The 14,190-nt window shown below is 51.6% G+C and carries 12 protein-coding genes; 9 read left to right on the forward strand and 3 right to left on the reverse strand.

All coding sequences use genetic code 11. The features are described from left to right. A complete protein-coding gene (locus tag ABJG22_RS04690) occupies positions 1-1,212 on the reverse strand; it encodes a type II secretion system F family protein (RefSeq protein ID WP_348019094.1) in 1,212 nt (403 codons plus the stop codon). Continuing rightward, a complete protein-coding gene (locus ABJG22_RS04695) occupies positions 1,209-2,828 on the reverse strand; it encodes a GspE/PulE family protein (protein ID WP_348019095.1) in 1,620 nt (539 codons plus the stop codon). Before ABJG22_RS04695 ends, ABJG22_RS04690 begins: the two co-directional genes overlap by 4 nt. Positions 2,829-3,013: 185 nt before the next feature. Here ABJG22_RS04695 and ABJG22_RS04700 point away from each other — a divergent pair, with 185 nt between their 5' ends. The 6 genes from ABJG22_RS04700 (at position 3,014) to ABJG22_RS04725 (ending at position 8,834) form a co-directional block, all read left to right on the forward strand. Beyond that, positions 3,014-3,892, forward strand: a complete 879-nt coding sequence (locus ABJG22_RS04700) for a hypothetical protein (RefSeq protein WP_348019096.1) — start codon at positions 3,014-3,016, stop codon at positions 3,890-3,892. A gap of 140 nt (positions 3,893-4,032) precedes the next feature. Beyond that, a complete protein-coding gene (locus ABJG22_RS04705; protein ID WP_348019097.1) occupies positions 4,033-4,380 on the forward strand; it encodes a hypothetical protein in 348 nt (115 codons plus the stop codon). 96 nt (positions 4,381-4,476) lie between these two features. After that, complete coding sequence (locus ABJG22_RS04710; protein ID WP_348019098.1) at positions 4,477-4,827, forward strand: hypothetical protein; 351 nt, start codon at positions 4,477-4,479, stop codon at positions 4,825-4,827. 1,562 nt (positions 4,828-6,389) lie between these two features. Then, a complete protein-coding gene (locus ABJG22_RS04715; protein ID WP_348019099.1) occupies positions 6,390-6,566 on the forward strand; it encodes a hypothetical protein in 177 nt (58 codons plus the stop codon). 337 nt (positions 6,567-6,903) lie between these two features. Then, positions 6,904-7,854 carry an RICIN domain-containing protein gene (locus tag ABJG22_RS04720; protein ID WP_348019100.1) on the forward strand — a complete coding sequence of 317 codons (951 nt, stop codon included), beginning with the start codon at positions 6,904-6,906 and terminating at the stop codon, positions 7,852-7,854. Next, positions 7,854-8,834: an SH3 domain-containing protein gene (locus ABJG22_RS04725; RefSeq protein WP_348019101.1), complete on the forward strand. Its 981-nt coding sequence runs from the start codon at positions 7,854-7,856 to the stop codon at positions 8,832-8,834. The genes ABJG22_RS04720 and ABJG22_RS04725 overlap by 1 nt, the downstream gene beginning before the upstream one ends. Positions 8,835-8,865: 31 nt before the next feature. On the opposite strand, the gene ABJG22_RS04730 is transcribed toward ABJG22_RS04725, so the two are convergent. Then, a complete protein-coding gene (locus ABJG22_RS04730; RefSeq protein WP_348019102.1) occupies positions 8,866-9,519 on the reverse strand; it encodes a response regulator transcription factor in 654 nt (217 codons plus the stop codon). Positions 9,520-9,632: 113 nt separating this feature from the next. Between ABJG22_RS04730 and ABJG22_RS04735 the strand changes: the two genes are divergently transcribed. The 3 genes from ABJG22_RS04735 to ABJG22_RS04745 all read left to right on the forward strand — a co-directional run bounded on the left by ABJG22_RS04735 (position 9,633) and on the right by ABJG22_RS04745 (position 14,179). Next, positions 9,633-11,540, forward strand: coding sequence for an ATP-binding protein (locus tag ABJG22_RS04735; RefSeq protein WP_348019103.1), 1,908 nt, complete (start codon positions 9,633-9,635; stop codon positions 11,538-11,540). A 118-nt stretch (positions 11,541-11,658) separates the two neighbouring features. After that, a complete protein-coding gene (locus ABJG22_RS04740; protein ID WP_348019104.1) occupies positions 11,659-13,230 on the forward strand; it encodes a hypothetical protein in 1,572 nt (523 codons plus the stop codon). 28 nt (positions 13,231-13,258) lie between these two features. Beyond that, positions 13,259-14,179 carry a hypothetical protein gene (locus ABJG22_RS04745; RefSeq protein ID WP_348019105.1) on the forward strand — a complete coding sequence of 307 codons (921 nt, stop codon included), beginning with the start codon at positions 13,259-13,261 and terminating at the stop codon, positions 14,177-14,179. Positions 14,180-14,190 lie beyond the last annotated feature (11 nt).

Raw genomic sequence — 14,190 nt, forward strand, 5'->3', positions numbered from 1 at the left:
TCACCCTACAAAATCTCCTAAAGCAAATATGCCCAGCATGACACCAGCGACTAACATCGCAACCATTCCGCCGAGCACAATGATTGCTATTGGATTAACCAGCGATACGATCCGTTCAATCCGCGCTGCCGCGGCCTCGCTTATGATTTCAGAAGCATGCCCGCACGTTTCACCTAACTTGCCAGTGCGCTCACCAACTTCGATCAAGCGGCTAGCCGTGTGGGGAAAAACTGTAGTTTTTTCCAAAGCGAATGACATACGACTACCTTCACGGATTTGCGTTTCCACTTTCAACAGTTCTATTTGCCAACGTCTACTAGAAAGTGTTTCGCGTGCGAGTGGCAGCGCTTGGACCACGGTCAATCCATTGCCTATCAGCGTGGCCAATATTCCAGTAAACTGACCAGCGAGATATTGATTACGCAATTGCATGCCGGGAAAGTAGTGCGCTGCGGACGAAAGTATTTTTTGCAATGCAGCAGATTTTAACAGCAGCCACACTATAAGGATGATAATCAACCCGGCGGCCATGATCATCAGTCCGTAGTTTCGGACAAAACCGGATAGCAACAGCACGAAATTAGTCAGCGCAGGTAGCTTGTCTTCATTACCGGTAAAGATAGGTTCGAATTGTGGTACGACATTTGTCAACACAATGAACAATGCAATCATGGTAGCGATCAGCACTGCTACAGGATACGTAAGAGCAGTAGTTAGTTTGCGCCTTGTTTCCGTTGCCTTGGTCATACGCTGTGCGACAGAAGTCAAAGCCGCACCAAGCCTCCCACTTTTTTCAGAAGAGCGGACAACACCGACTACATATGTTGGAAAAATTTTGGAAGTCTCCAATGCTACTGCAAGTCCTCGGCCATCCTTTATCTGAGACAAAATATCGGCGAGCAATTGTTTCTGACGCGCATTGGGGGCTTGGTCGCGCAAGAGATCGATTGATCGATCGACCGGCAATCCTGAGCGGACCAGCAATGCCAATTGATTGAGCATCAGCGCTTGTTCGTTGAGACCTACACCAATAGAAAGATGCATGGGTTGATTTAGGCGCTCCGACAAGGTCATAGCGCCGGAAGTAACTTGAAGCGGGGTAAGTCCGCTGCTCAACATCATCTGAACACATGCTTGCTCATTGGCAGCTTCAACTTGCCGCCATTTTTTCTGACCTGATCCATCAATGGTGAGACAGCGATATTCGGTCATGTAAAGCCGACCACGCGCTGCACTTCTGCAAGGCTTGTCGCGCCCTCGTTGACCAAGGTCAATCCATGACCAAGCAGAGTTTCTGAAGGATTGAGTTCGTAACTCTCTGCACTGCTTTCACGGATTTTGGTGCGCAGTTCTTCGTCAACGTTAACGATCTCAATCAGAGGACGGCGACCGGCATAACCAGTTTGATGGCAGTTTTTGCACCCATTGGCGCGATAAGTTACAGATGGGGATTGGAGGTCATAGGCGGCAAATAGTGCAATCTCATCAGCGCCTATATCCATAGCGATTTTGCAGTCATCACAAAGACTACGGACCAGACGCTGGGCTATGGTCGCGATGACTGTGGAGGCGACCAAAAATCGCTCCACCCCGATATCATTGAGCCTGGTATAAGCTCCCAACGCACTATTAGTGTGGAGGGTCGATAAGACCAGATGGCCGGTGAGAGCAGCACGGTGCGCAATCTCTGCTGTTTCACCATCACGGATCTCTCCGATCATGATAATATCCGGGTCCTGCCGCAAAAATGCCCGCAAACTGTTTGCATAACTTAAACCAATTTCTGGATGGACCTGAACCTGATTAATCCCATCCAGCATGACTTCGACTGGATCTTCTACGGTTAGTATTTTTACTTCAGGACCTCGAAGCGCATTCATCGCCGCATAGAGCGTGGTAGTTTTTCCGCTTCCCGTTGGCCCGGTCAGCAAAATGATCCCGTGCGGTTTTTGCAAGGCTTCTCGTAATTTTTCTAAAGCCAGCTTCGGCAATCCCAAGGAATTCAGCTCCAATGGCAAACTTGCACGGCCCAACAGCCGCAAAACAATGCTTTCACCACTGGCGATCGGAGAGGTTGAGACGCGGATGTCCACGTCCTCACCGCGCACGGTCAACTTGATGCGGCCATCCTGCGGCAGCCTGCTTTCGGAGATGTCTAGGCCTGCCATGACTTTGATCCGCGACGCAATCGGCTCGGCAAGACCCACGGGATGCCGCCCAACTTCGCTAAGCCGCCCATCAATCCGGTATCGCACAGAGAGATGCCGTGCCATAGGTTCTAAATGTACGTCCGACGCCTTGCGTTTAACGGCCCCGGTCAAGATCTCATGGACTTGGCGAATGATCGGTGCCTCGCTAATGCCATCACGCAGGCGTCCCAGTTCTTCATCCAGATCTGTGCCATATTCATTATTCAATTCACCAAGGGAATCGGAGCCCTGACAACTTGCTAGCCGGTCTTCAATATCGCCAAGGCGCGCCAATCGGGGTTCACAATTTATCCCGCAAGCAAAGTTCATGGCTGATAGAGCGACTTCATCAAATGGGTCGCTGGTTAACAGGTGCAAGCCGTGGGAATCTGACTCAATCGGCACTATCTTGTGTTTCTTGAGGAACGCCGTGCTCAGACCTTCAATCATGGCCGGCTCCTTTGTCAGTAGTTCGTCCGATGCAATGGCGCAGCCGCTCGCTTTTTGCAGACAGTCGAGCAAAATATCGTCGCTCACCAAACCCATCTGCGATAAAATCCAAGGCAAACGCATGCCGGTTTCGGCTGCTATTTCCAGCGACCGATCCAGTTCTCCCGAACCGATAATTTGTTCCGCCAAAAGATGCTCAGCAAGATTCGTCAACACCAGCTCCCTTAATAACTGATACTCGCCTGAATCTCTTCTTTTTGCAATGCTATTCCAGGGAATTTTGGTGTAGATTTTGCTAAAGAACTATTTGATAGTTATTGGTCAGACTACAGCATGGCCGTAATATCGGCGGAAGCAGCAATTGGGCGTTCAATATGGCCTTTAAAACGGTGGAAACATGGGAGGTTGAACGGTCTTTTCTACCGGCGATGAACCTTGACCGGTTGCCATCCCTGCCCTCTGAAATGCCCTATCGTAATCATTTGCTAAAGACGCTGAGCGGCGGCTTCAGCATCCTGTTCAATGGTCTCTTCTTCTATTTTTTGATCACCGCTGCCTTTAACCGCGCTTATGATGAGGGGCAGGTGCAGACAAATAGTGACAAAAATACAATCACGGTGATTGAATTGGGAAACAGCTTGGCAGATTCTCCTGAGCCTGAGTCGGCCGCAGGCGGAGGAAACGGCCAACCGGCGCCGGCCAGTCAAATCCCGAGCGATATCGATACAACTATTGAAACTGAGCTACCAGCTGAATGGTCTGTTGGTCGTATCCGGGTTCCACGGGCGATTGCGGTAACCCCTGGTACCGATATCGTGAATGGAAATAGCTCGGGCTTCGACGATGGAGGCAGTAAAGGCGGCGGGGTATATGATCCCTTCGCGGGAGCCGCACCCAATCGTAAGCCGGAAGAAGAGCTGGCCAGGCGTAGCGGAAAGCCGAAGCAGCCATCTTTGGTCGAGCAGGTTACTGGATTTTTTGGTTTTGGTATGGGCGAGGAAGGAATTGATCCCAGCGCGTTTGAACAGCTCGTCGAAGGTTTAAAACGGCGGCTTCCTCGGGCTAAGGGAAGCGTCGAACTGACTGTTGTCGTTGATAGCGAGGGGATGGTGCTGTCTGCCGAGATTATCGGCGGTACGGCATCGGCGCAGGTGAAGTTTTTTGTGCGCAATGCAGTCGTTGGCAAGCAGCTAGCCAGCAGGCGATGGTCGCAGCAGGACGGCGTCAAGTTGCCAGCCATCAATTTTGGTTGAGGCTGTTGATTTGACCAGCGATGCTGTCGAATCTGGAACCAATAGGCGGCTCGGACATCAACTCCTGAATAGGAGGGGGCATCAGGATGAAGGAAATGGTTTTACCAACGCAGCGGCCAGCTGCACAAAGGAGGGACTAAATGAAAAAGAGGTTGTTACAAATAACCGCAGGAGCAATTTTGCTTGCCACTGCGGCTCCAGCTTTCGCTTTACAGTGCTTAGGTACACTAACTAATGTATATCTCAATGACGCTGGGGCTGTCATTATCCTGCCAAGCTATGCGCCAAGCTATACTCAGATTTGCAATATAAAGACTGACTGGAAAGGGATATCCAAGGATATTTGTTGGGGTTGGTTTTCGCAGGCCAATAATGCCGTTGTTGAGTCTCGTCAGTTCCGAGTTTCCTATCAAGACACATCAGCGACTTGCGGTACTTTGCCGGCCTACAGCAACGCGCCGGCGCCCTATTATATCATGCTTTATTAACGCTTCGACAAGACGCGTGACCGGAAGCACCGTTCTTCTTCGGTTTCTCGTCGCAATGTATGATGTATTTAGTGCAAAGATATAGGGATTCCAACCATGATAAAGTTAATGCAATTCATCACATTATTTCTGGGATTGGCCGGCAGTACCGCCGCAGCAACGACCACCGGTCCCCTTGCAGAGCCGTTAAAGGTAGCTTCGATTTATCACACAACTGGCCCCGCCGTATACGTCTCGTTTCCAGCCGGCACGATGCCGCAATGCTATAATAATAGTGGGGGTTACCTGTGGAAGTCCCATCCAAATTTTGATCAGCTCTACGCGCAAATCCTGACGATGATCGGAACTGGTGGAATCCGTGGCCATGTGATTTTTGACACAATAAATCCAAATGCAGGACAATGGGATGACTGCAATATTTTGGGGTTCTACTTAAAACCAGAATGATTGATTTTCAGGACGAAATCCATGGCGCGAACATTTCGGGGGCTGAGCCGGCTTGGTTCGACAGGATCATCTGCGTCGCCAAAATGCGGTGAACCGGGCTGCTTCTACAATCCAAATTTTCATTTTGAGTGGTCACTCAGCTAAAGTGACATGACATACCCCGGAGCCGGTGCATTTCCGTACGATGGGATTGTACTACATTGACCAGAAGGGATTGTCGGATAATTTACAAGCACGTTCCGGGATTCCATCAGAGCATTATTGACTTGCGCAAACCAACCCCAGCAAGCTTGTACATCCACACCCTTCCACACGGCCTGCAAATTACAGATTTGCGTATAGTCGCTAGCATAGCTAAATCTCGCATATACGTCGCCGTTGGCTGTTGTGTAGACATTAGTGACCTGTCCTTGGCAGTAGGCGACTGCCATCGCCTGCGTTGAGAATGTCATTCCCATTGTTAGCACGGCTATCATTCCATAGATATTTTTCATTAGATATCCTCTTGTTTGTTTGTCGGCTGACCGGCCTGGGTTGGACAACAAGCACTACCCTGAAATGGCAAGCCACCACCCCAACTTTAGTTAGTGAGCGAACTGAGATAAAGGCCGTAGTCCGCTTCGCTAACGAAAGTCTGTGCATGGCCATTTCCGCACTGCACCTGTCAGTTGGCTCTGCATTTTAATCATCTGGATACAGTTATCTTCGTTTTTGAGCAATATCTTGATATCGAATATCAGTTTACCGCTTTCCAAGGTCTGGTTTTCACGCTTTAGCGTCACAGCTCGACCCCAAGCGCATTGTCGAAACGCGACATCATGGTGAGAGAGTTCAACAGAAGGAGCCACAAGAGACGTAGACAGATAAATCCCTGTATCAGTGCCGCCGTCTCCATCACGGACGGTATTGGGTGATGGAGGTGTCAAAACTTAGATTGGTCAAAAACAATGTCGGTCCGTTACTTATCGTCACCAAAACTCCGGGTCCGCTTGCACGAATCACTGTCAGGATATCATTGTCGGGATCAGTGTCATTGACGGCCCTCGACTCCACTAGAAATCGGAAGCAAACCGGTATCTTCGAACCAATCTGACCCTTCGTTTCCGCTTGACCCCAAGTGATCTGTAACCCACGCGACGTCTGATAAAGGCAATGGGAATTGCGGCAAGCAGCCGATGCGCAACAAGCCAGCATATCCGTCGCTGCCAGAGCGTCTCTGGCACCCGAGCCATTGAACCAACGGCGCGCAACCCACGAACATTGCGCGACAATATTCAGGCATCCCCTCCAAATCTAAGTAGTTGTTTTCAAAGGAGACAGAATGGTGCGCGACGCAGATCGTTGAGAACGGGTCTCAGGTGTAAATTTCTCCGTTAATCGGGGAATGTGCAGGGAAAACTCCGCAATCACCCATAAATCCAAGCTGCACCGACGTCCTAAACGTCAAAATTCCGCGAGCAATGCACTCCATGTGGATTCCTAGACCCCAGCAAATGGAGACTGGACCGCGGCATCGCCATGACCAGCTTTGACTGGCGCGGCATGAGATTACCACAGCGGTCATGCCCTATCGTTTCTTCCTGCTCCAGCGCCTGACCGATTGGGTCGAAGGCCTGGGCGAGGCAGATCAGCGGTCCGTTCGAGCGCTCTTTGCCGAAACCGACCTTGAAGCAATTCTGGACCTGAAAACCAGCCGCCGAGTTGAACGGAAGAACCACTTGGAAGTCTGGGCGGATTGATCAACAGACCTTTGCTTTCGGGACATAGCGGACGTCAGGGCGGCGATAATCCTATTTTGTTAAGTCTGGAACTGGGCCGATTGCGGACAGTCTAGTTCTGACTGCCTCGGGCGCAGAAAGGGACTTAAGCTCGGCATTTATTAGGTTCCGGTCGCGCGATCAGCTTTTGATCAAGAATGACAGCTAACCTCAAGCCAAGCCTGACATGCCCAAAATGGCATGCGAGCTATAGAAGAATCCCTGCCGCAATAGCTTGTCGCTGGAATTTGGGGGATAGACCCCATTTTCTGCCGGACCTGTATCAGGCAATAAAGCTTCAATCTCGGGAGTTTGATTGATGATATTTGCAAAAAAAAGCGGGCGTGGGTTCGGGTTCTGTCTTGAATTGTTTCTTCTGTTTGCCCTTCTGATTGGGCAAATAGGCCCCGCCATGGCGCAGGATGGCCGTCCGTTGGCGGATCTGGTTCAAATTGATGAAGTAGACCCCGAGCAACCACTCCCGATCGATGGTATCTGGCGACTTCGCGAGTTAAACAAGCAGGTGGCTATTGAAAATGGTCATGTGTTCGCACTGGAAGGATGGACGCATCTATTCATTTGGACCGTCGAACCCGGCATGGTCACATCCACCAGACTGCGTCAAACCGACCGGCAAAAGCTGACGGCCTATGACGCGTTGTTGAAGCGCCAAATGGAATGGACCGTTCGGGAAGATGGTACGATTTTCGCCTCCGGTGGCGAAGGGCTACTTGCACCGAAATTCTCGCTTGAACCCGTAGAGCTTTCTTATCCGGAGGCGTTCGAAGCGGTTCGACTGGGGCACGAATTGCTGCTCACGCCCGATGGTTTCGCCCTTGCCGATAGACCAGATCGGCTTGAGATTGACCTTGATTTCACTGGCCCGGTTACCAGCGCAGACGGCATGTGCCTAGACCTGCATAATCCCGACGTCGGCAAGCAAGGTGGCCGGATCCAGGTCTGGAAATGCCTTGGCAGCGAGAACCAGCGGTTTATCTTTCTGCCCGATAATGGGCTATTGGTCGCCGCCAGCGGCATGTGCCTGGAGGCCGTCGGTCCCGACAAAGGAGCCCCTGTTCGCGCCTTTGGCTGCGATGGCAAAGAGACGCAAATATGGGAAGCTCGAGAGACTTCTGAGGGGGGTATCGCCTTTGTCCATAAGTCCACCGGACGCTGCCTTGATGCCCACGGTCCTGAATCAAAACGTAACGGCGGAAGAATTCACATCTGGGACTGTTTCTATGGTAACAATCAGCGGTGGAGCATGTGATGTTGAACCGTTTTACAGGCCTGGTTGCAGCCGTCATTATATGCGGTGCGAACGTGGCTGTAACCCCCGTCAGTGCAGGATCGAAACACCGACCAATAGAATTGGTCAAGTGCAAGGATACGCTGGGCACGATTGCCGTTATCGAAGGAGAGGCCCGCAGTTGGGTCGACAAGAATCTGGGTAGCCCTAAAGCGATTATCGAGGCCCTGATCAATCAGTCAGGCTGCTTTACTCTTTATGACCCCAATAGCGCACAAGCGGCAAATTTTCTACTGACTGTCGTAGCAGGGGATAGGTTTGAAGTCGCAAAAGCGACCAATTTGAACAGCGCGGGATTCGCCAATGCCGCTGCGCTTGCGCAGAACAGCAGTTATCGCAGCGGGATGGGAACCGCTGGCGATATTGCAGGGGTGGTTCCTCTCGCCGGAGCCGTTGTAAACGGCCTGGCGGGGATGGTCGGGATTGGTAAGAAGAACACCGTGGTCACCGGCCTGACATTGATTGAAACCTCGCAAAGTAGCGCTATCGCTGCCGGAACCGGACTGGTTCAAAAGACCAAACTCAAATTTCACGACGATGACGATGATGCCATGGCACAAACGCCGGAAGGCTATTGGATGCACGGTGTTGAAACAGCATCCGCAGAACTGCGCTATACCAAGAAGGAGTCCGGACGGGAAATGGTTCAGAGCTTTGTCATCGCCTATAACAACATGGTCCGGCAGGCCAGGGCTCTTGGAGTAGGACAAAAACTGGACGAGCAAATTGAAGAGACTTCAACAGTTGAAGAAGGACCAACTCCCGTACTCGCGGCGGCAGATTCCTTTCTTTATCTGGAGCCATCGCGCGAGGCGGAAACTATCCGAGCAATCCGCCCCGGTGTTGCGCTAATACCAATAGGAGAGTTGAACGGCATTTTTCTGCCCGTCAAAGACGCTTATGGTGTGTTGGGCTGGGTCAGCGTCGAAGATCTGCAATAGGTCTTTTGTGCACTGGTCGTCAGATTTTGGCTTAAGAAACGCTGGGGTCCACCAGCCCTTCCCGCAGCGCATAAGCGATCAGTTCCGCCGCCGATCGGGCATTGGCTTTATGCATCACATTGGTGCGATGCCGATCAACGGTCTTCACGCTGATTCCAAGAGTTTCGCCAATTTCGCGATTGGTCTGCCCGGAAACCACCAGATTCAAGATTTGGCGTTCGCGGGCCGTCAATGGTTCGACATCGCCGACAGCCTCAAGCATCTGCGAAAAGCGAGAACAAATAATGCGCGCGCCTTCCATGATTTTTGGGATCGCATCTGCCAGTTCATCCATCTCATCGGATTTGCAAAACACGCCGTCCGCACCGGCCTCAACAAGTTCGGCTATTTTTCCGCTGGCCTGAACTGCCGTAAACACTATGACTTTGGTGTCAGGCGACCATCGCCGGGCTTCAATCAAAACTTCCGTCCCGCCAGCATGCGGCATGGTCACGTCCAGCATCAGAAGGTTAGGCTGATGCTTGCGCATGGCACCAATCGCACGGATTCCATCCGACACCTTATCGCAAATGGTAAAATTATATCCGTCAAGCGAGTCCGCATTATAAAGCAGTTGGGACAGCGCATCTCGAACTATCGCGTGATCATCTGCGATTATAGCAGTGCGATTGCGATCAAAGCTCATCGTATCCAAGCCAGCATATCCCACACCCCCTTCTGCCGATCGGAAAGATGTGTAAACATAACATGATGTCAAGTCAGCATATAATATGGCGAGCGTTCGCATTATGGATCATTTTGTGCGCAGTCGATGCTGCCCCAACAGCTGTTTTTGCACAACCTTCCGATATCGACCCTGTCATTGTCCATGAAGGACAGCCGACCGAACAGGTGGAAGGCAAGGCGCTGTATTTTTCTAACACTCACGAGCAAACCGTCGATGTCAAAGAGGCGTTTGCTGCTTATAAAAATGGCAAATTTTCGACCTCGTTTCGTCCGCAAAGATCGGAAATCAAAGAGATACGTGATCTTTGGATTGCACTCCCGATCAAGGCCGCGTCCACCAACCAGGGATCTATTCGTCGTAGCATTGGCCTCGGCGGAATTTTCTATGTTGTTCCTGAGATTTATATTGCACGGCAAACTAGTGACTCAGAGAAAATTCTTGGGGGTTTGGCGAGTAGGCGCGGTGAGCTGTTGCCGCGCAAGCTGACTTATCTCCATTCGGCAAGCTTTGAGTTGGATCCCGGTCAATCGGAACTGATACTGATCAATCTCGCCGGGGTAGATCGTCCATCAATCGGCTTGTTTCGTGAGGGTGAACTGGGCCGAAATCAGATTATCGGAACGCTCCTGAAAGCAGGAGTGATCATAACTTTTCTGGCGGTTGGCATTTCACTTATCATCCTTGGGATATTGGCCAGAAGATGGGTGACCATATTGATTGCCGTCGGGTTTTCACTGGCCGCCATTCAAAGTGATGTTTCGTTGTTTACAACCATATTGGCCAATGATTTTGAGCAGGCCCGTCTCGTATGGCGCAGCTGCATCACATTTGTGTCATGTTCACTGACAGCCATCATTTTTACGGCTTTTTGGGAAAAAATAGCCGCCGCAACTAGCAGAGTTGCTCAGGCTTTTTTGATTTTACTACCATTCGCGGGCTTAGGCATACTTTTCTGGTATAGACTGGACTCAGAGCTGGTCGCGGTATTCTATTTTCTTGTCCTCGGATTGATTGCGGTCATCGCATTCCGGCTAGAGACGACGAAAAGGCTGAGATGGATCGCGGTCGCCGCCATAATGATTGGCTCGGTCGCGATAATATTGGTCGAACCAGCTCTGGTCGGCACGGTTGTCCCCGAGTTATTTTCAAATTTCGTCAGAGACATGATGCGACTGATCATCGCGGCTACTCTGCTGGTGATTGTCATTGTCGATATCCAGCGCAATCTGAAAGAACGCGACCGGTTAACCCACGAACGCATTGATGCCCTGAAAGCGCAGTCCGAGTCTGATCGTCGGCTTCTTGTGACAGAGCGTCGCTACGCCCGTGCACGCGATACCGCCCGGATGCGCAAACAGCAGCTTGCTTCTGCCAGCCATGATATCCGCCAACCCCTGATGGGACTGCGTGCCGCAATCCGCGAAGAAGCTGATAATCTCTCTCAGGGCCTGCAGGGACGGCTTGGTGAGGCCATCGACTATCTGGAGGAGTTAACGCACGAATATAGCGACCGTGATCAGTCAGCGATGGCGTTGCACGAGATCGAGGAAGACGCCTATTCGCTCGAACTAATCGTAGAGACGGTCGATGATATGTTCAGCGGGGAAGCAGCCAAGCTCGGCATCTCGCTTGAAACACATCGCGCTCCATGTCGCACCCAGCTACCAGCGCTAGCTTTGATCCGGGCGACAAGCAATCTGGTAGCAAATGCTCTACGCCATGCCGATGCAGAACATGTCACGCTTGCAGTGTTGCATGAGGAGCACTGCATCATCGAAGTATCGGATGACGGCTGCGGCATGGATGCTGAACAATTGGAAGAAGCGCAGCAGCGCGGAACAAAAAACGAAGATTCACAGGGAGATGGACTGGGGCTTGCCATTGTTCACGAACTGGCAGTCCGCCATGGATTTAAGATTTTAATTACATCAACGGTAGGTCACGGAACGATCGCCCGGATCATTTTGGCGGCCGCCTGATTTTCCCATCCTGACAATTGGGGTATTCACCTCATTCTAGACTTATCGTGTCTCGGCTACACAAAATGCCAAGGGACCCCATTTGGCGGGCCGCTACGAAGGATCGAGGAGCAGGACTGTGAGAAATTCAAAGATGTTTTGGGGATTGGGCGCGTCCGCCCTGGCGATGTCGATGGCTTCAACGCCCATACTTGCGCAGGCATCTCAAGGTGCCCAGCAATCGGCCAACACAGCGATCGATGATGAGTTGAGCGACGAAGAAAAAACGCAAATTGGTGTGATTGTCGGCGGCGGCGTTTTGGCGGCAGCTGCAACAAAGCTACATTCAGACCCCAAGCCAAAAATGCGTAAGATTTCCAAGGCGGAGATGAATCGCTTTTCAAAGACCTCTCAATCAAGCGCAAGCCAATCACGTCCAACGAGCCTCAAACAGTTGAAACAGCGTGGTGACGCGGCGCGCGCCGCTCGCGCAAACAGAATTGCAGGGTCAGCCGACGATATGGCAGAACTTGAGCGTCGCGGAAACGCCGCAAAGAGTGCACGTCAGGTAAAGACCGCGCCCCGAGCTCGCCCGGCCAATATCACAAATTCCAATCTTGCGCGCATGATAGAGAGGGGCGAAAATGCCCAACGTGCCCGCGTCAATCGCGTTGCTGGCTCAGCTGATGATCTCACCGAATTGAATCGTCGCGGCAATGCTGCGAAAAATGCAAGGCTGAATAAAACCGCACCGGCTCGCAAGGGTAACGGCATGAAGGTTACCTTCCGGGATCAGGTTCGGGCAAAACCAGCGCCGTCGAAACTCTCGACCAAAGGGGCGGACAGCTTCGGACGGAAGCTCATTAGTCCCAAAGGTGCAAATGCCGACGTTGCGCGTCTGGTCCGCAAAGGAGACGCCGCACAGGTGGCTCGCGGTAGAATGGTCAATGAAGGACAGGTAGTACGCAATATTGCCAATAAAGGCGGCGATATCTCGAAGTTGAACAAAGCGGGCCGTTCGGCACAGGTCGCTCGCGGTGCTGGTGGTTTGAAAGCTGCGTCTAAGGCGACTGATGCTGCCAAAATGGCAAAAACCGCAAAACTGGCCAAGACTGCCAAAGTTGGAGCGACGGCAGCGAAAATCGGCAAAGGCGGACGTGCTGCGTTGGCTGGCACCGGCGTTGGAGCAGTGGTTATCGCAGCGGAAATTGCCGGCAAAGAAAGTGTGAAAGCTCTTACTGGCGCTGAGGTGCAGGATCCAATCAGCACCGGCTTTCAATATGGAGCTGCAATTTTTGACAAGGACGTCTCCTTGCGCGACGTCGCTGCACAGCGGCGGGCGCATCACCGCGAGAATTTCCGCAAGCTTGGCCAGACTTTCACGACCAAAGGCAAGCTGAAAGAAAATCTGAGTACATACGGTCAGGAAAAGGGTGCGCAAATCAGAAAAACGGCGGTGAAGGTCGATCGATTTGATCGTAATGTTCGTACAGGAATCAAGGACAAAACCGGCCTGACATTGGAACGTGGGAGTGATGTCAGAAAGCGCTACGGAGCGGCGGCAATGAGCAAAAAGCCGGTAAAGGCTGTTGCTCAAGTCGCAAAAGGTCGAGCCGAGCATCATATCAACAATGCTAAAGCCGTAGGCAAAAAAACGAAATGCGGCATCGGCAATCTGTTCCGGTCAAAAAAGAAAGACAAGAAGTGCTGAACTCCAGTCGCTCTTCCGGAACAACTTAATGAAGAACCGCTTTCTCAAAAAATGCGCCGGCCTGATCCTCTCCTTTGCAATAGCGATCTGGATCTCGCCGGTACAAGCCCAGATATCAGCTTTTTTACCCATGAAGGAGAAGGTTGCTGCAGGCGAACCGAGTGCGGTGGACGGCACCTACCGAATTTCGAGCATTAACAAGCGCATCACCATTGCCAATGGCCGTGCCTATGCAATTGATCCCTGGGTCCATGCGCTAGTTTTACAGGTAAAGCCCAATATGGTGGTTATGCGGAATTTTCGACAGGCAGCGCCTAATCGTTTCATTGCTGATGATCTGCCACTATTAGGTCAGGCGGCATTTGTTCGTCAGGCTGACGGTGTGCTCGACGTTAAAGTGGCCGGCGCGTTAGGTCCGGTGCGCTACAAGTTAATCCCGGTCGATTATGTTGAAAATCCCGTGGTCGATGACCTCCCGGCGGACGATACTCCAATAACCCCAGAGCAGGACCGTGAGTATCATCTTTATGTTAATGTCATATCATGCGACGGGACTGCACTGCTGAGGAAACGATATCGCGGATATTATTCTCTCAGTGTGACCGATGCTGAAGGAAAGGAAATTCGTTCCGGCAATCGCAACTTCGATGTCCGTTGCACCAAAAAGGGCTCCCGAAGGCAAACACTCAGCCACGATGCAAATGGAAAAGGATCGCTTAGAATCGCCGTTCCGCCAGAGCAGGATGGATTTTCCAATTTTGTGATCTACACAACGCTCAACGATCTGCTCGGGCCATTGGATCTCAAGAACGACAAAAGCAGCCTGTTGCTCAAAGCAAAAAATTTGCGACGCGATCTCGATCCCGGAGAATCAATAGAAAATGTAGAGCGTATCGCCAGCGGAAAGGCGCAACTGCTTTTCCGCGTGCAGTTAAAACGTGTGAGATGAGCACCGCAAGG

This window comes from Parasphingorhabdus sp. (assembly GCF_039939955.1).
Lineage (GTDB): Bacteria > Pseudomonadota > Alphaproteobacteria > Sphingomonadales > Sphingomonadaceae > Parasphingorhabdus.